General features: G+C 73.1%; 13 protein-coding genes. 7 read left to right on the top strand and 6 right to left on the bottom strand.

Annotation, left to right across the window (positions count from 1 at the left end; genetic code table 11):
* Nucleotides 1-41 precede the first annotated feature (41 nt).
* On the top strand, nucleotides 42-1,535 hold the full coding sequence (locus ACWCV3_RS20405; protein ID WP_451225857.1) for an acyl-CoA synthetase: 1,494 nt from the start codon (nucleotides 42-44) through the stop codon (nucleotides 1,533-1,535).
* A 159-nt stretch (nucleotides 1,536-1,694) separates the two neighbouring features.
* Here the strand turns inward: ACWCV3_RS20405 and paaK are convergent, their stop codons facing one another.
* Complete coding sequence (paaK, locus tag ACWCV3_RS20410; protein WP_451225860.1) at nucleotides 1,695-2,990, bottom strand: phenylacetate--CoA ligase PaaK; 1,296 nt, start codon at nucleotides 2,988-2,990, stop codon at nucleotides 1,695-1,697.
* Nucleotides 2,991-3,239: 249 nt separating this feature from the next.
* Here paaK and ACWCV3_RS20415 point away from each other — a divergent pair, with 249 nt between their 5' ends.
* From ACWCV3_RS20415 to ACWCV3_RS20425, 3 genes are all read left to right on the top strand, one after another.
* Nucleotides 3,240-3,482 (top strand): DUF397 domain-containing protein, encoded by a 243-nt coding sequence (locus tag ACWCV3_RS20415; RefSeq protein WP_451225862.1) that lies wholly within the window; start codon nucleotides 3,240-3,242, stop codon nucleotides 3,480-3,482.
* A 167-nt stretch (nucleotides 3,483-3,649) separates the two neighbouring features.
* Entirely contained in the window at nucleotides 3,650-4,552 is a 903-nt protein-coding gene (locus tag ACWCV3_RS20420; RefSeq protein WP_451225865.1) for a universal stress protein, read from the top strand.
* A gap of 70 nt (nucleotides 4,553-4,622) precedes the next feature.
* On the top strand, nucleotides 4,623-5,120 hold the full coding sequence (locus ACWCV3_RS20425; protein ID WP_451225867.1) for a hypothetical protein: 498 nt from the start codon (nucleotides 4,623-4,625) through the stop codon (nucleotides 5,118-5,120).
* Nucleotides 5,121-5,267: 147 nt separating this feature from the next.
* Here ACWCV3_RS20425 and ACWCV3_RS20430 read toward each other — a convergent pair whose 3' ends face one another.
* Both ACWCV3_RS20430 and ACWCV3_RS20435 read right to left on the bottom strand, forming a co-directional pair.
* A complete protein-coding gene (locus ACWCV3_RS20430) occupies nucleotides 5,268-7,235 on the bottom strand; it encodes an N-acetylmuramoyl-L-alanine amidase (protein ID WP_451225870.1) in 1,968 nt (655 codons plus the stop codon).
* A gap of 263 nt (nucleotides 7,236-7,498) precedes the next feature.
* Nucleotides 7,499-8,635, bottom strand: coding sequence for an aminoglycoside phosphotransferase family protein (locus tag ACWCV3_RS20435; protein WP_451225873.1), 1,137 nt, complete (start codon nucleotides 8,633-8,635; stop codon nucleotides 7,499-7,501).
* Nucleotides 8,636-8,898: 263 nt separating this feature from the next.
* Between ACWCV3_RS20435 and ACWCV3_RS20440 the strand changes: the two genes are divergently transcribed.
* Nucleotides 8,899-10,392: a DNA-binding protein NsdB gene (locus tag ACWCV3_RS20440; protein ID WP_451225876.1), complete on the top strand. Its 1,494-nt coding sequence runs from the start codon at nucleotides 8,899-8,901 to the stop codon at nucleotides 10,390-10,392.
* A 13-nt stretch (nucleotides 10,393-10,405) separates the two neighbouring features.
* On the opposite strand, the gene ACWCV3_RS20445 is transcribed toward ACWCV3_RS20440, so the two are convergent.
* The 3 genes from ACWCV3_RS20445 to ACWCV3_RS20455 form a co-directional block, all read right to left on the bottom strand.
* Nucleotides 10,406-11,455: a PAS domain-containing protein gene (locus tag ACWCV3_RS20445; protein WP_451225879.1), complete on the bottom strand. Its 1,050-nt coding sequence runs from the start codon at nucleotides 11,453-11,455 to the stop codon at nucleotides 10,406-10,408.
* A 244-nt stretch (nucleotides 11,456-11,699) separates the two neighbouring features.
* A complete protein-coding gene (locus ACWCV3_RS20450; protein ID WP_451225882.1) occupies nucleotides 11,700-12,224 on the bottom strand; it encodes a DUF4232 domain-containing protein in 525 nt (174 codons plus the stop codon).
* A gap of 119 nt (nucleotides 12,225-12,343) precedes the next feature.
* The gene (locus ACWCV3_RS20455) at nucleotides 12,344-14,005 is read right to left on the bottom strand and encodes an alpha/beta hydrolase (RefSeq protein WP_451225884.1); all 1,662 of its coding nucleotides are present in this window, start codon (nucleotides 14,003-14,005) and stop codon (nucleotides 12,344-12,346) included.
* A gap of 310 nt (nucleotides 14,006-14,315) precedes the next feature.
* Here ACWCV3_RS20455 and ACWCV3_RS20460 point away from each other — a divergent pair, with 310 nt between their 5' ends.
* Both ACWCV3_RS20460 and ACWCV3_RS20465 read left to right on the top strand, forming a co-directional pair.
* A complete protein-coding gene (locus ACWCV3_RS20460) occupies nucleotides 14,316-15,083 on the top strand; it encodes a chaplin (RefSeq protein WP_451225887.1) in 768 nt (255 codons plus the stop codon).
* Between the two features lie 170 nt (nucleotides 15,084-15,253).
* Complete coding sequence (locus ACWCV3_RS20465; RefSeq protein ID WP_451225890.1) at nucleotides 15,254-16,108, top strand: GNAT family N-acetyltransferase; 855 nt, start codon at nucleotides 15,254-15,256, stop codon at nucleotides 16,106-16,108.
* The last annotated feature ends 40 nt before the right edge of the window (nucleotides 16,109-16,148 follow it).

Genomic DNA, 16,148 nt, shown 5'->3' on the forward strand with positions numbered 1-16,148 from the left:
ATCTTGACCTCGCCGGGCGGCCGGCCCGAGGATCGGCTCTCATGACACAGGGACACGGCAGCACCGTCGACGGAGTGCTGCGCCGCAGCGCCCGCCGCACCCCGGCACGCCCGGCGCTGAAGTACGGCGACCGCTCCTGGACCTATGCGGAACTCGACGACGCCGTCTCCCGCGCCGCCGCCCTGCTGCTGTCCCGGGGCCTGGACAGGGGCGACCGGGTCGCCGCCTACGGCCACAACTCCGACGCCTATCTCATCGCCTTCCTCGGCTGTGCCCGCGCGGGTCTCGTGCACGTGCCGGTCAACCAGAACCTCACCGGCGCCGACCTCGCGTACCTGCTCGACCAGTCCGGCAGCGCCCTCACCCTCACCGACCCAGCTCTCGCCGGCCGGCTCCCGGCCGGCACCCGCACCCTCCCGCTGCGCGACGCCGACGGCTCACTGCTCGCCGGGCTGGCCGCCACCGAGCCGTACGACGGGCCCGAGCCGCGCACCGAGGACCTCGTCCAGCTGCTCTACACCTCCGGCACCACCGCGCTGCCCAAGGGCGCGATGATGACCCACCGGGCGCTCGTCCACGAATACCTCAGCGCCATCACCGCACTCGACCTGAGCGCCGGTGACCTGCCCGTGCACGCGCTGCCGCTCTACCACTCGGCGCAGATGCACGTCTTCCTGGTGCCCTTTCTCGCGGTCGGCGCGACCAGCACGATCCTCGACACCCCCGACGGCGACCGCATCCTCGACCTGGTCGAAGCGGGCCGCTGCGACAGCCTGTTCGCACCGCCCACCGTGTGGATCGCGCTCGCGGCCCGCCCCGACTTCGCCGACCGCGACCTCGGCGGCCTGCGCAAGGCGTACTACGGCGCCTCGGTCATGCCGGTGCCCGTGCTGGAGAAGCTGCGCGAACGGCTGCCGGGACTCGCCTTCTACAACTGCTTCGGGCAGAGCGAGATCGGCCCGCTCGCCACCGTGCTCGCACCCCACGAGCACAAGGGCCGCCTGGACTCCTGCGGCCGCACCGTGCTGTTCGTGGACGCCCGTGTGGTCGACGAGGAGGGCGCGGAGGTGCCCGACGGAACCCCCGGCGAGATCGTCTACCGCTCGCCCCAGCTCTGCGAGGGCTACTGGGACAAGCCCGAGGAGACCGCCGAAGCCTTCCGTGACGGCTGGTTCCACTCCGGCGACCTCGCGGTACGCGACGCCGACGGCTACTTCACGATCGTGGACCGGGTGAAGGACGTCATCAACTCCGGCGGCGTACTGGTCGCCTCCCGCCAGGTCGAGGACGCCCTCTACACCCATGAGGCGGTCGCCGAGGCAGCCGTGATCGGCCTGCCCGACGAGCGCTGGATCGAGGCCGTCACCGCCGTCGTCGTGACCCGCGGCGAGGTCACCGAGGACGCGCTGATCGCCCATGTCCGCGAGCGACTCCCCGCCTTCAAGGCCCCCAAGCGCGTGCACTTCCTGCCCGCCCTCCCGCGCAACGCCAGCGGCAAGATCCTGAAGAGGGAGCTGCGCGAGCGGCTGGGCTGAGGGCTGTCCCGTGATCCCCGGCGGGTGCGCGACGACAGCTACGGTGCCTCGCGGCAATGTCGGGTCGTCCGCGTACGCCCAGTATGCGGACGGCCCTCCGTCCTGCGCTGCACCGCATCCGACGCCGCGCCCTGATCCGCCGGTATCACGGGACAGCGCTCAGCGCGGGCGGAGATCCACGATGCGGCGGATCTTGCCGACCGAGCGCTCCAGCGACTCCGGTTCCACGATCTCCACGGACACCGACACCCCGATGCCGTCCTTGGCCGCCGCCGCGATCGACCGCGCCGCCGCCTCCCGCACGTCCGGCGTGGCACCCGGACGCGCCTCCGCCCGTACGGTGAGCGCGTCCATGCGGCCCTCCCGGGTCAGCCGGAGCTGGAAGTGCGGCGCCACACCAGGGGTGCGCAGCACGATCTCCTCGATCTGGGTCGGGAACACGTTGACCCCGCGCAGGATCACCATGTCGTCGCTGCGACCGGTGACCTTCTCCATCCGCCGGAACACCCGCGCCGTGCCCGGCAGCAGCCGGGTCAGGTCCCGCGTCCGGTAGCGGACGACGGGCATGGCCTCCTTGGTGAGCGAGGTGAACACCAACTCGCCCCGCTCGCCCTCCGGCAGCACCTCACCGGTGACCGGGTCCACCACCTCCGGATAGAAATGGTCCTCCCACACGTGCAGACCGTCCTTGGTCTCCACGCACTCCTGCGCCACGCCCGGACCCATCACCTCCGACAGCCCGTAGATGTCCACGGCGTCGATGGCGAACCGCTCCTCGATCTCCCGCCGCATGCTCTCCGTCCACGGCTCCGCCCCGAACACCCCCACGCGCAGCGAGGTGGAGCGCGGGTCCACGCCCTGCCGCTCGAACTCGTCCAGCAGCGTCAGCATGTAGGAGGGGGTGACCATGATGACACCGGGCCCGAGATCCTGGATCAGCCGCACCTGCCGGGACGTCATGCCCCCGGACGCCGGCACCACCGTGCACCCCAGTCGCTCGGCGCCGTAATGCGCGCCCAGTCCTCCGGTGAACAGTCCATAGCCGTAGGCCACATGGACGACGTCACCTGGACGTCCGCCCGCCGCCCTGATCGAGCGGGCCACCATGTCCGCCCACACAGAGAGGTCGTTGTCGGTGTAGCCCACCACCGTGGGCAGTCCCGTCGTCCCGCTGGACGCGTGCAGCCGCCGCACCCGCTCACGGGGCACCGCGAACATCCCGTAGGGGTAGTTCGCCCGCAGGTCCGACTTGGTGGTGAAGGGGAAGTGCGCGAGGTCCGCCAGCGAGCGGCAGTCCTCGGGGCGGACCCCCGCCTTGTCGAAGGACTCCCGGTAGAAGGGCACATGGGCGTAGGCGTGCCGCAGCGAGGCCCGCAGCCGCTCCAGCTGGAGCGCCCGCAGTTCCTCGGACCCGAGCCGCTCACCCGCGTCCAGCAGGTCCGTCTCATCCGCCATCGGGGCATCCCTTCGCACGCGACACGCATCACGACACGCAATACGGACGACCGATCATTCGGTCGATCTTGCCGAGGCCAGTAATTCAGGCCGTCGGGCCCCGGGCAAGAGGCGAGCCGGGATTTTTCCGCGCGGCGCCCGGCGCCCGTGTACACCCACCCGCCGCAACCTCCTCCTCACGTGGCCTGTGCGGCGTCCTGGCCGATCACTAGGCTGAGCCGCGGACGACGTAGTAGCAGGAGCGCGGACGTGGCCGAGAGCACCATCCAGCAGCAGTCGCTCACGGGCTGGAACAAGCCGGACCTGGATCTCAGCGGGGCCGAATGGCAGCCGGGCAGCCGGGGCCTGGGCGATGTCCAGATCGCCTTCGTCGAGGGCTTCGTCGCGATGCGCAACAGCCGCCGGCCCGAGAGCCCTTCCCTGATCTTCACGCCCGCCGAGTGGGGCGCCTTCGTCTCTGGGGCCCGTGAGGGCGAGTTCGACCTCACCTGAGGCGTACCGGGGGATCCGCACCGGAGCCGACCGGGGGTGTTCCGGGCGCTGTCGCCCAACACGCGCCCCGCGTCACCCGCTCGGGAGCGCCGGCTGAGCGAGGCTGACCCCGACAACAGGCCCGCCCCGGCACGGGGAAGGCCGCCCCCCCCGGGAGGTGAGGAACGATGAGCGCTGTGCCGGTCATCGCCGCGGTCGACGGTTCCGAGGACAGCCTGCGCGCCCTCGACTGGGCCCTGGAGGCCGCCCGCCGCCGCGTCGCGCCGCTGCGCGTGGTGCACGTGCGCCAGTACGCGGCCTGGGGCCAGGCCGACATCCTCGTCGCCGGCGCCCCCGACGACAGCGGCGACCCGGTGCTGGACGAGATCCGCGACCGGCTCGCCGGCCTGCCCGGCCTGCCCACCGTGGAGTACGTGGCCGTCGAGGGCGTGCCCGGCGCGGTCCTGTCCGAACTCGGCGCCGACGCCCAGCTGCTGGTCCTCGGCTCACGCGGCAGGGGCGGCTTCGCCGGCCTGCTGCTCGGCTCCAACTCCGTCGCCGCCGCCCGGGACACCCCGTGCCCGGTGGTCGTCGTCCCCCGTCCCGGCCGCGAGGTGCACGCCGGGCCCCCGGCCGAACCCGGGCGCCGGGTCGTCGTAGGACTCCACGTCGACAGCCCCGACGACGGCGTCCTCGGCTTCGCCTTCGCCGAGGCGTCGCTGCTCGGCGCCCGCCTCCAGGTGATCGCCGCCTATCCGTGGCCCGTGCAGACCTGGTCCGCCCCCGGTCAGCTCGTGCCCCCGCCCGTCGACCAGGTCGCCGTGGAGAGCGAGACCCGCGTCCTCGCCGAAGGGTTCCTCGACCCGCTGCGCGCCCAGTACCCCGGAGTCGACGCGGCGGCCGAGGCTCTGCCGGGCGACGCCGCCGGACATCTGGTCGCCCTCTCGGCGGGCGCCGATCTGGTCGTCGTCGGCCGCCACCGGCGCCGGCTGCTCGCGCCCGCACGCATGCTCGGCTCGGTCACCCAGGCCGTCCTGCTGCACGCGGCGAGCCCCGTCGCCGTCGTCCCCTCCGGCCCGGTGGAGGAATGACCCGGCACCGCGCCGTGGCGGGGGGCTCCCGCACGCCGTCGGGGCCCCGCGGACACGTACCATTGGCGGCATGTCGTTCCTCCGCCGCCGCAGCGCCACTCCCGCCGGACCAGACTTCGACGTGCTGGCCATGGACCCCGGCGACTGGCCCGGCAACCTCGGCGCGGGCCTGCTGCCCGCCCCCGACGGAAGCTGCCAGGGCGTCTTCCTGCGCTACGACCTGTTCGGCGGCCGTGGCCCCGCCATGATCATCGGCAACCTCCCCGACGGCTCCCCGGCCCGGGAGACCGCCGAGGGCGAGATCCCCTTCGAGGTCGCGCAGCTCCTGCTGGCGCTGGACAACGAGGAGGAGGTCACCGTCGTCGGCTCCGAGGACACCCCGGTCCTCCAGGGCGACAACCTGCTGATCGTCCGCCGCCTCAAGCTCTCCGAGGGGCGGATCTCCTGCGTGCAGTTCGACCGCAGCGACGGCGTCCTGGTGACCATCGCCGCCTGGGACCGGCCCATCACCGACGACCTGTACGCCCTGCTGAAGCCGCTCCCGGCGGAGCTGTTCCAGCAGGGCTGAGGTCGCTGGGGGCGTCCGCCCGGCAGCGCCGCCTGCCCGGAGCACGCGTGCGGTGTCCGCTGCGTGCGCGCCCCGGGGTCGTTCGTCTGGATCATGCCGGGCTCGCGGGGGCTGGTGCCCGACCCGGCCCGACCCCGACGAAGGACCCTAGTGGCGGGCGGCCGACAGGTCCACGTCCGCCGCTCGCACGAACCCGACCCGGTGGCCGTACTGGATCTCGTAGTACAGGTCCTTACCGGTGACCACCCGGTGCGAGTCCTCGGTGAAGGTGACGGCGTAGTAGTACTCGCCCGGCATCCGGTCACCGACGACGTACTTCTGCCCGGCCGGGATCGTGTACGGCAGCGGCACCACGGACTGCGCCGGGACGCCCGCCGGGTACGCCTCCTTCTCCGGGTAGGCACGGCCGTACACCGGGACGCTCGCCAGCCCCGCCTTCGGGGTGACCGTGGTCCCGGACGCGGGGACCGCGGTGGGCTCGTGGCGGGGGTTGCGGAACCACGCCTTCTGCCCCAGGTACCAGATGGCCGTCCAGTCGCCCCAGCGGTCCGCGACCGCGTACTGCTGGCCGGTGGAGACCCGCGAGGACAGGTCGTTGACCCCGTCGGTCGGCACGGTGCCCAGGCCGATGTCCTTGATCAGCGGTGCGTCGACGTCGTGGTCGGAGTACAGCCGCACCTCACCGGAACCGTGCGCCGGGCAGGGCTCGCCCTTCGTCGTGCAGCCCGTGTACACCGGCTGGTTGGCCGCGTAGTCCGGCAGGACGGTAACCAACCCGGAGCGGCTGGTGCCGGTGCGCTCGAAGGGGTGGCCGAGCAAATGGAAGTAGTGCCGCCAGTCCCAGTACGGGCCCGGATCCGTGTGCATGCCCGGGATCGTGGAGGTGGTCGGACCGGGCACGTTCTCGTGGCCCAGGATGTGCTGCCGGTCCAGCGGCACACCGTAGGCACGCGACAGGTACCTCACCAGCCGGGCCGAGGAGCGGTACATCGCCTCCGTGTACCAGGCGTCCGGATCGGTGAGGAAACCCTCGTGCTCGATGCCCACCGAGCGGGCGTTCACATCCCAGTTCCCGGCGTGCCAGGCGACGTCCTTCGCCTTCACATGCTGGGCGATCAGACCATCGGTCGAGCGAATCGTGTAGTTCCAGGACACATAGGTGGGGTCCTGGATCAGGTTCATCACCCCGTCCCACCGGCCCTCGGTGTCGTGGATGACGATGTACTTCACGCGCTGGGCGGCCGGGCGGACACCGAGGTCGTGGTTGCCGTAGTCACCGTCCCCGAACTCCTCGTACGGCGCCGGAACCGACACACAGGACACCGAGCGCGGGCACTCGACGTCACCGGCGGGCGCGTTACGCAGCCCGGTCCGCTCCAACTGCTCGGTCTCGGGACGCAGTCGTGGGCTCGCCTTCAGCTCGACCCGCTGGCCGGCGTCCGTGGTGCGCCGCTCGCCGGTGCGCAGCACGTCGTACACGTCGTTCGCGTACGCGGCTGCCGTCGCCCTGTCGTCGGCGGCGGAGAAGCGGGCCACCGCGCCGTACCAGGCGGCCGGGTCGGCGGTGAGCGGCTCGCCCAGCTCGCGCTGCGCCGCCGCCAGCAGTGCGGCACCGCCGGCGATGTTGGCCGCCGGGTCGCTGCGCAGCTCGGCCGCCGGGCGACCGGTCAGTTCCGCAGCGCGGCGCAGTGTCGTCAGCCGGGCGGGCAGCTTCGAGGGGGCGGCCGCACCGGCCTCGGGGTGCAGCGCGGGCCGGGCGTCGTCACCCCGGGCGTCCTCCGTGCCCTCCGCGTGGTGCTCGGTCGCGGCCAGCGCGGTACGCGCGTCGGTCAGGTGCATGGGGCCGTAGCCGCCGCTGACGCTGGGCGCCCCGGCGTGCGCGTCCCAACGGGACTGGAGGTAGGAGACGGCGAGCAGGACGCTCTGCGGGACGCGGTACTCGGCGGCCGCGCTGACGAAGGCGCGCTGGAGCCGGTCGGCCGGGGGAGCGGTGGGCACGGCCGGGGCCGCGCCGAGCAGTGGCAGCAGCAGGGCGGCCGTGGCGAGCGTTCCGGCGGTCCGCTTCAGGTGTCCGGCACCGGATGCGGACGACGGGTCGGGGGCGAATCCTCGCAATGCGGCCTCCTGTGACGGGCGGGGCGTGGCGGCACTGGCGGCGCCGAGCTGGGTCAGTGGTACCGGCTTGCCGACGATCCGTCAATGATGCCCTCGGGAAGCTGATTTCCCACGTCACACAGGGTTTCGGGCGAGTTTCGCGCTGATGGGGCGCGGGCCTGCGGGGCGTCAGTGGCGTATACCAGTGACCCCCGCCCCGTAGGCCCGGTACGGGAACCGCGATGCGCCGCCGCTCGGGCGCACCGCGGTGCTCGAGTCCCGCCTCAGCGGGTGCCGACCGCCGCGCGCACGGCCCGGCGGGCCATGTGGCAGTCGTCGTGCAGCCTCCTCAGGAGCAGGCGCTGCTCCTCACCGGAGGGGCCCGCACCCGCGGCGGCCGCGGCCGGGGGAGTGCCGTGCATCGAGCGCTGTACGGCCGTCTCGTAGGCGCGGATCTCGCGGGTGAGCACCAGCATCAGGTTGACCAGGAAGGCGTCGCGCGAGGCCGGACCGCCCGACTGGGCGAGCTGGCTGATCTGACGGCGCGCGTCCGGGGCGTCCCCGAGGACCAGCCAGAGCGTGGCCAGGTCGTAGCCCGGCAGGTACCAGCCGGCGTGTTCCCAGTCGACCAGCACCGGGCCGGCCGGGGACATCAGGATGTTGGACAGGAGCGCGTCCCCGTGGCAGAACTGGCCCATGCCCTGGCGGCCCGCCGTGTGCGCGATGCCGTGCAGCAGCTTCTGGAGGTCGCCCAGGTCGCGATCGGTGAGCAGGCCCAGCTCGTGGTAACGGGAGAGGCGGTCCGCGTAGTCCAGCGGCGCGCCGAAGGTGCCCGCGGGGGGCCGCCAGCCGTTCAGCCGGCAGATCGCGCCGAGCGCGGCCCGGATGTCCGCGCGCGGGGGCGCCTCCAGCGGGTGGCGGCGGTGCGAGGCCACCCGGCCGGGCATCCGCTCGATCACCAGCGTGCAGTTGTCCGGGTCGGCCGCGATCAGCCGCGGAACGCGCACCGGCGGACGGTGCCGGACGAAGGAACGATACGCAGCTATTTCGTGCCGGACCCGCTCCGCCGCCGCGGGAGTGTGGTCCAGGAGGCACTTGGCCACCGCCGTGCTGCGGCCGGTCGTCCCCACGAAGGTGACGGACCGTGGGCTGCGGCGGAGCACCTGCACGGGGGCGAACTCCGGGCAGATCCGCTGCACCGAGGCGATGGCGGTGCGGAGCTGGGCACCCTGCGGGCCGGACAGGTCCAGCCTGCCGCTGAGCGGCTGGGAGCCGGGCTGCCCGGGAATGCGTGGTGCCCGGCCCACGCCCAGGAGGGGTGCTCCGGGTCGCGCCGCCGGGTCCAGATACGGTCCGCCGCCCACGGGGCGGGATCGTGGTGGCCGGGGCGGGGCGGACACGGAGGACGATGCTGCGTACATGGGAGATACAGATCCCTTCGTGTGCCTGCGGTGCCTGCCTGTGCGTCGCTCGGGACGAACTGCGCGCCCACCCCGGCCCGGTCCTCCCAGGCACACCCTGGGGAGTGCCCCTGGGAGGACCGGGCTGGGGTGGGCGCATTCCTACCTGACACCCGGTGTCCACTGGCACACCATCTGGCGCACCCTGGCGAACCCTGGCGAATAGTCGCCCGGCAACTTGCACGGGGCTACTGTCAACTCAGCCGAGAACCTGGGGGCTTGACGTGAGCGGACAACCCAACACCCGCCTTGCGGACCTGTTCGGCATGGCCGGCTGGTCCAAGGGCGAACTCGCGCGGCTGGTCAACCGGCAGGCGGCGGCCATGGGCCACCCCCAACTGTCGACGGACACCTCGCGGGTACGGCGCTGGATCGACATGGGAGAGATCCCGCGCGATCCGGTGCCGAGGGTGCTGGCGGCTCTGTTCACCGAGCGTCTCGGCCGTGTCGTGACCATGGAGGACCTCGGTCTGGTGCGGCACGGGCGCGCGGGGAAACGGCAGGGCGACGGGAAGAGCGAAGATCCCGGCGGCATGCTGTGGGCGCCCGGACGAACCGCCGCGGTCCTCACCGAATTCACGGGAATGGACCTCATGCTCAACCGACGCGGCTTGGTGGGCGCGGGTGCCGCGCTCGCCGCGGGAGCCACGCTCAGCAGCGCCATGCATGACTGGTTGCACAGCGACCCCACGCTCCGGGCCGACGCCCCCGTCCTCGACGACCCGCTGCACGCGGAACCCGCCGGATTCGACCGCTACGAGGCCGCGCCCGTCGGGGCCCAGGAGGTCGAGGAACTGGAGGGCTCGGTCGAGGTGTTCCGGGCCTGGGACGCCGCCCGTGGCGGCGGCCTCCAGCGCAAGGCGGTCGTGGGCCAGCTCAACGAGGTGGGCGGCATGCTCGCCTACCACCACCCACCCCAGCTCCAGCGGCGCCTGTGGGGCGTCGCCGCCAACCTCGCGGTCCTGGCGGGCTGGATGTCCCACGACGTGGGTCTGGAGCCCACGGCGCAGAAGTACTTCGTCATCGCGACGCACGCCGCGCACGAAGGCGGCGACCGCCCCCGCGCCGGCGAGGCGCTGTCGCGGGCGGCCCGCCAGATGGTGCACCTGGGCCGTCCGGACGACGCCATGGACCTGATCAAGCTGGCCCAGTCCGGCTCGGGGGAGGAGCTCCAGCCCCGGACCAAGGCCATGTTCCACACCATCGAGGCGTGGGCGCAGGCGGCGATGGGCAAGGGCCAGGCGATGCGCCGCACCCTCGGCCAGGCCGAGGACCTGTTCGTATCCGACCGCGAGGACAGCCGGCAGCCGGACTGGATGCAGACCTTCAAGGACGAGGATCTGTACGGTATGCAGGCCCTCGCCTACCGCACGCTCGCCGAGCACGACCCGAGCGCGGCCGTGCACGCGCAGCACTACGCCCGGAAGGCGCTGGCGCTCAGGGTCGACGGGCGGGAGCGGTCGAAGATCTTCGACCATCTCTCCATGGCGTCGGCCTGCTTCATCGCGGACGACCCCGAACAGGCGGACCGGTACGCCCGGTTGGCGCTGATGGCGATGGGAGCCAACTCCTCCCGCCGCACCTGGGACCGGCTGCGCGAGATGTACCGGCTCACCGCCGAGTACGCGAGCTACCCGAAGGTCGGTGAACTGCGCGAGGAGATCAGGCAGGCCCTGCCCAAGCCCCGGAGCCGCAACGGAGGCGCGGCACCGGCCTGACGGAGGGTCCGTCCTACCCGGAGAACCGGACGACGAGCACGCAGGCGTCGCCGTCCTGACCCGCTCCCAGCTCCCCGGCCAGCAACCGCACGCATTCCCGCGCGGTACGGGCCGTGCTCAGCCGTGGGCCGAGACCGAGCAGGTGTACCACCTCCGGCTCGCTCAGCCGCCCGGTGTGCAGCAGGAGCAAGTCGGCCGGTCGCACGCTGAGTTCGGCCTGTCCGTACGGGGAGTCCGCGCCCGGGGGAGGGTCGTCCGGCGGGGTGAGCCGACGGCCCGCCCCGTCGCGGAACAGCAGGAGGGCGGGCCGGCCGGACCGGGCCCACGTGAAGGTACGGTTCTGCGGCTCGTAACGGCAGCAGACCGCATCCTGCAAAGGCGTGGTGGTGTCCAACCGGTCCAGCACGGACGGCAGTCGAGCGGGACGGGTCCCGGCCGGAGCCAGACCGTGTACGGCGCCGAGCAGGGTGGCGGGATCCCGGCCGGTGAGGTCACCGATGCTCAGCAGTGCCGCTCCGCCCGGTAGTTCGAGCACGCCGCACCAGTCTGTCGCCGTTATGACGGACGGTGCGCCGGGGACGTGGTGCGCCGCGAGATCGAGGGTCGGCGGCCCCGGGAGGTGACGCCGACGGACAGGAGGCGGGTTTGGGACCGCGTCCACCCGCCGTCCGTCCGTGCGGAGCTCGCTCACGTCCCGGATCACGGCCCACATGGAGACGGTGCCGCCGTCCGCGCCCAGCACGGGTTCGCCCCTCATGTGCACGGTCCGGAACGAGTCGTCGGGCCGTCGCACGCGGAACTCGCCGTCGGTCGGACGCGCGTCCACCAGGCAGCCCGTCACCATGGCGGTGAGGCGCGGCCGGTCCTCCTCGTGGACCAGCGCCGGGAGTTCGTCCAGGGTGGGCGCGGGCGCGGACGGGTCCAGGCCGAGTATGCGGTACAGCTCCTCCGAACAGTCGGCCTCGTCGGTGAGCAGGCCCCACTTCGCCCGGCCGACCCGGCCGGGCGGCGCGCCCTCGGGATGCCCGGCGGGCGGGCGGTCCGCGAAGACTGGCGGCGGCATGACGCACTCCGAGGGGACGGTAGGGCCGGAGGGACCGCTACGACTGTGGCACAGCCCTCGATGCCCTGTGGGGGATTTGGCAACACCCGGCCGGGGCGTGCTTCGGGCATATGCCGGGGTCTTCCGGGGCGGCTGCCTGCGGCCCCTGTCGAGTCGCACTCCGCGTAAGGGACTCGACCCGTGCGCCGGGGCCCCGGTGCGACACCCGGACCTGCGTACGCCGCACGCCTGTTCCCCCTGCGCGTCAGCCGAGGCCGATCGCCTTGTCGGCCTTCGCGCGCGTCGGCTGCCACCACGTCGTCACCGGCTCCCAGACGCGGATCTCCCGCCCGGTGCCGAGCCGCGCGGCCGAGAAGTCACGGCCGTACCGGGAAGCCGAGGCCGACACCCCGAGCGAGGGGGAGCGGCGTGCCTCCGGGTCCGAGGGATCACCGATGGTGCGCACCGCCCCGTAGGCCGTCCTGCCGGCCTCCAGCCGGTAGGTGCCGCGGCCCCCCTCCGGCGTCGGCAGCGCGGCGCCGTCCAGCTCACCGAAGGTGATCGTCGGAACCCGGTCCACGAGGCACGCGCGGGAGCCGGAGTTGGTCACCGCGAAGCGGACGACTGTGGTCCTGCCCTTCACCGCCTCGGCGTGGATGTCGAGCGCCTTCGCGGCACACCGGGCGGGCGCGGCCTGGTGCCGCGGGGCCGCCTGGCCGGGCGCGGCCGCCAGCAGCAGCGCGGCGGAGGCGGCGAGAACGGGCACGGTGTGGACGGTACGGATACGCATGAGGGGGTCTCCCTGTCACGATCGGGTCCGGTCGGCGGGCTGGGGCCGCGCCTACCCAGTGTGACGCCGGACATGACCCCGCAGTCGCGGCGTCACCCTCCGCTCCGGCGCCGCGAGGCTCACGGGTCCGTCGGCACGGTCGAACTCCACGCCTTCCCGTCCGCCGGGCACGAGCTGCCGGTGGGCGGCAGCGTGCCGTACATCAGGAAGTCGTCGACCTTGCGGTGCACGCACTTGGACGAGGCGTAACCGGTGTGCCCGTCGCCCTTGTTGTCCAGCACCACGGCCGAGGACCCCAGCCGCCGTGCCGTCTCCTCGGCCCAGCGGTACGGCGTCGCCGGGTCACCGCGCGTACCGACCAGCAGCATCCGCGAGGACGGCACGTCCTTCACCGCGTCCCTGATGTAGCCGGTGCCCTTCGGGCGGCCGTAGCACATCAGCAGCTGGGTGAGCCGGTAGCGGCCGAAGACCGGGGACGCGGCGTCGTAGGAGGCGCGCAGGTCGGTGAGGTCCTTGGTGAGGCGGGCGGCAGTGGGCCGGTCCGGGTCGTCCGCGCAGTTGACCGCCATCAGCGCGGCCGTGAGGTTGTCGATCGGCACCTGCCCCGGATCGGTCAGCCCGCCGTCGGCCTTCGCCCGGCCGGACCCGTTCGCGCGCATGGGCAGGCCGAAGCCGCCCGAGGCGAAGCTGAGCACCCGGCGCGCGTCCCCGTCCTCCACCAGCGTGGCGAGCGCCCGCTCCAGGGAGGGCCACAGCTCCTTGCTGTACAGACCCTGTCCGATGGCCCCCACCAGGTCCTGTCCGGAGAACGTGTCGCCGTAGTCGGTCGGTACGGGGTTCTCGTCCAGCGAGCGCACGAGCCGGACGACCTGGTCGTCCGCAGTCCGCCGGTCCTGGCCGAACGGGCAGCCCATGTCCGTCACGCACCAGTCCAGGAAGCCCTCCAGTGCCGTCTGCTGCCCCTGGGCGCCCGCCACCCCTTGCTCGGACAGCGGTTCGGTCAGCGTGTCCACCCCGTCCAGGACCATCCGGCCGACCTTGCGCGGGAACTGCGCCGCGTACACCGCGCCGAGCCGCGTGCCGTAGGAGAAGCCCAGGTAGTCCAGCTTCTTCTGGCCGAGGGCCTGGCGTATGACGTCCATGTCGCGGGCCGCGTCCACGGTGCCTATGTGCTCGAGCACCGGCCCGGAGTGCCTGGCGCACAGCTCGGCGGACTGCCGCAGCAGGGTCATGAGCCGCTGCGGGCTGCTGACGCCCGCACCGGCGTCCCGGCCGGACGAGTCCGACGAGTCCGACGCTGACTCCTCGCCGACACCGCAGCTCACGGGGGAGGAGCGGCCGATCCCGCGCGGGTCGAAGGAGACCACGTCGGAGCCGTCGGTGAGGTCCATGAACTCCTTGCCTCCGGCCGCGAGCTGGTTCACGCCCGAGGCGCCGGGCCCGCCGAAGTTCAGCAGCACCGCGCGGTGCCCGGGGCCGGTCGCCCGGTAGCGGGCCAGCGCCAGGTCGAGTGTGCCCGTACCGAGGTGCGCGTAGTCCAGGGGGACGGTCACCTTGCCGCACTGGAGGTCCTTCGGCATGTCCGGGCCCGGGCAGCGGCCCCAGGCGACCCTCTGGTCGTAGAAGCGGGCCATGCCTGGCCGGTCGGCCTGGCCGGACCGGGGCCCGGCGTCCGCGGCCGCCGGCAGCCCCGCGCAGACCAGCGCCAGGGCGAGCACTCCCGCTCCCGCGCCGCGACGTAGCGCAAACCGTCTGGACTGCTGCTTCACCTTGGCCGGCATTGCTCGCCTCCCAGGGCACCACCACCCTGAACAGGGGCGGCGCCGTCCTCACCATAAACGGGCCGCGCACCGGTCGCCTCCCGGCCGGGCGGGCGTCACCTCCGGTCCGGGACGGCCGGGGAATCCTCCTCCGTCCGAGTGAACGATCCACCTATCCGAATGACCGGAGCGGCAGGCGTTTGACGTGCGGTTCGAACGACCGTGCCCCCCGAACGGGTGAAAGCCGCACAGGCCATAACCCGAACGGTCCGTACGCGTTCTATGTGGTGCGGGTGACTGCCCGCTACGACTTCTGGAAGGCAGGGAACCTATGAAACGGGCTACCCGAAACGGTGTGATCGGCGTCGCCGCCGCCTCCGGTGCGATGGCCATTGCCATGCCCGTAACCGCCGCTTTCGCGGCTGGTGGTGCCACCGCCGACGGCGCCGCTGTCGGCTCGCCCGGTGTGCTCTCCGGCAACACCGTCCAGGCCCCGGTCAGCGTCCCGCTGAACGCGTGCGGCAACAGCGTCGACGTGGTCGGACTGCTCAACCCGGCCTTCGGCAACTCCTGCGCGAACACCGGCTCCGACGACGGCGGCGCGGTGAGCGACGCCGACGCCGGCGGCAAGGCCGGGGGCAGCGCCACCGGCGGCAGCAGGGCCGACGGCGGAACGGCCGGCGACATGGGGGGTGGCGGCGGCGCCACGGCGCACAGTGTCGCCCAGGGCTCACCCGGCGTGCTCTCCGGCAACGGCCTCCAGTTGCCGGTCGACATCCCGGTGAACGCCTGCGGCAACAGCGCGGACGTCGTCGGCGCCCTCAACCCGGCTTTCGGCAACCACTGCGAGAACCACTCCGAGGCGCCCACCCCGCCGCCGGTGGCGCCGCCCGCGCCGCCCAGGCACCAGCCCCCGGCCCCGCCGAAGCACCAGCCCCCGGCGCCGCCGAAGACCGTGGTGCCCCCCACCCACGAGACCCCGCCCAGCCTGGCGCACACCGGAGCGGACTTCGCCGCCCCGGCGCTGGCCGGCAGCGCGGCCTTCCTGGTGGCGGGCGCGGCCCTGTACCGGCGCTACCGCCCGGGCAGCACGGTCTGATCCCACCCCATCGCACGGCCCCACCGACCAAGCACCACTCGGTGGGGCCTTCGCAGCGCCTGCGCCCGGTATGCGACCGCCCCGAGCGGGTCCGGCGTGACGCGGAGCCGTCCGATCGGGAAGGATGCGGCGCGGAGCGACCCCCGACACCCCGGAAACGGAGCGCAGCGATGACGTCACCGGCCCCACAGGAGTTCACCGTCACCCGGGCCACCCTGGACGACTGGCCGGTGATCAGCGGCTGGGCGGCGGCCGAAGGCTGGAATCCGGGTCTCTCCGACGGCCCCGCCTTCTTCGCCCAGGACCCCGAGGGCTTCTTCCTCGGCCGCATCGACGGCGACCCGGTGTCCGCGATCTCCGTCGTCAACTACGGCACGGACTACGCCTTCCTCGGCTGCTACCTCGTCCGCCCCGACCTGCGCGGCCACGGCTACGGCCTCGCCACCTGGAAGACCGGGCTCGATCACGCCGGGGAGCGCGTCGTCGGCCTGGACGGCGTCGTGGACCAGCAGGACAACTACCGCCGCTCCGGCTTCGAGCTCGCCCACCGCACCGCCCGTTACACCGGCCCGGCCCCGGCGGCCGAGCCGCCCACCGGGGTCCGCCACGCCCGGCCCGGAGACCTCGACGCCATCACCCGGTACGACGGCACGTGCACCCCGGCCGACCGGCCACGCTTCCTCGCCGAGTGGCTCACCGCCCCCGGCCACCACACCTACGTACGCCATGACGGTGACCACCTCACCGGCTACGGCGTGATCCGCCCCGGCGCGGACTGCCTGCGCATCGGCCCCCTCTTCGCCGACACCCCCGAGGACGCGCGGGCCCTGTTCGCCGCGCTCGTCGCCGACCACACCGGCCAGCGGATCGCCATCGACGTGCCCGAGCCGAACAAGGCCGGGGTCGAGATGGCCCTCGCGGCGGGGCTCACCCCCTCCTTCGAGACCGCCCGCATGTACACCGGCCCGGTCCGCGAGTACGCCGCGGAGCGGGTGTTCGGCATCACCACGCTCGAACTCGGCTGATCCCACGGCTCGTCCGGGACAATCCCGTTGCCCCGGACCC

This window comes from Streptomyces sp. NPDC001781 (assembly GCF_053596035.1).

What these genes read in the sequence shown, in the direction of transcription:
- ACWCV3_RS20405 (WP_451225857.1), top strand. Translation starts at nt 42, where the DNA reads ATGACACAGGGACACGGCAGCACCGTCGACGGAGTGCTGCGCCGCAGC.
- paaK (WP_451225860.1), bottom strand. Translation starts at nt 2,990, where the DNA reads ATGGCGGATGAGACGGACCTGCTGGACGCGGGTGAGCGGCTCGGGTCC.
- ACWCV3_RS20420 (WP_451225865.1), top strand. Translation starts at nt 3,650, where the DNA reads ATGAGCGCTGTGCCGGTCATCGCCGCGGTCGACGGTTCCGAGGACAGC.
- ACWCV3_RS20425 (WP_451225867.1), top strand. Translation starts at nt 4,623, where the DNA reads ATGTCGTTCCTCCGCCGCCGCAGCGCCACTCCCGCCGGACCAGACTTC.
- ACWCV3_RS20435 (WP_451225873.1), bottom strand. Translation starts at nt 8,635, where the DNA reads ATGTACGCAGCATCGTCCTCCGTGTCCGCCCCGCCCCGGCCACCACGA.
- ACWCV3_RS20445 (WP_451225879.1), bottom strand. Translation starts at nt 11,455, where the DNA reads ATGCCGCCGCCAGTCTTCGCGGACCGCCCGCCCGCCGGGCATCCCGAG.
- ACWCV3_RS20450 (WP_451225882.1), bottom strand. Translation starts at nt 12,224, where the DNA reads ATGCGTATCCGTACCGTCCACACCGTGCCCGTTCTCGCCGCCTCCGCC.
- ACWCV3_RS20455 (WP_451225884.1), bottom strand. Translation starts at nt 14,005, where the DNA reads ATGCCGGCCAAGGTGAAGCAGCAGTCCAGACGGTTTGCGCTACGTCGC.
- ACWCV3_RS20460 (WP_451225887.1), top strand. Translation starts at nt 14,316, where the DNA reads ATGAAACGGGCTACCCGAAACGGTGTGATCGGCGTCGCCGCCGCCTCC.
- ACWCV3_RS20465 (WP_451225890.1), top strand. Translation starts at nt 15,254, where the DNA reads ATGACGTCACCGGCCCCACAGGAGTTCACCGTCACCCGGGCCACCCTG.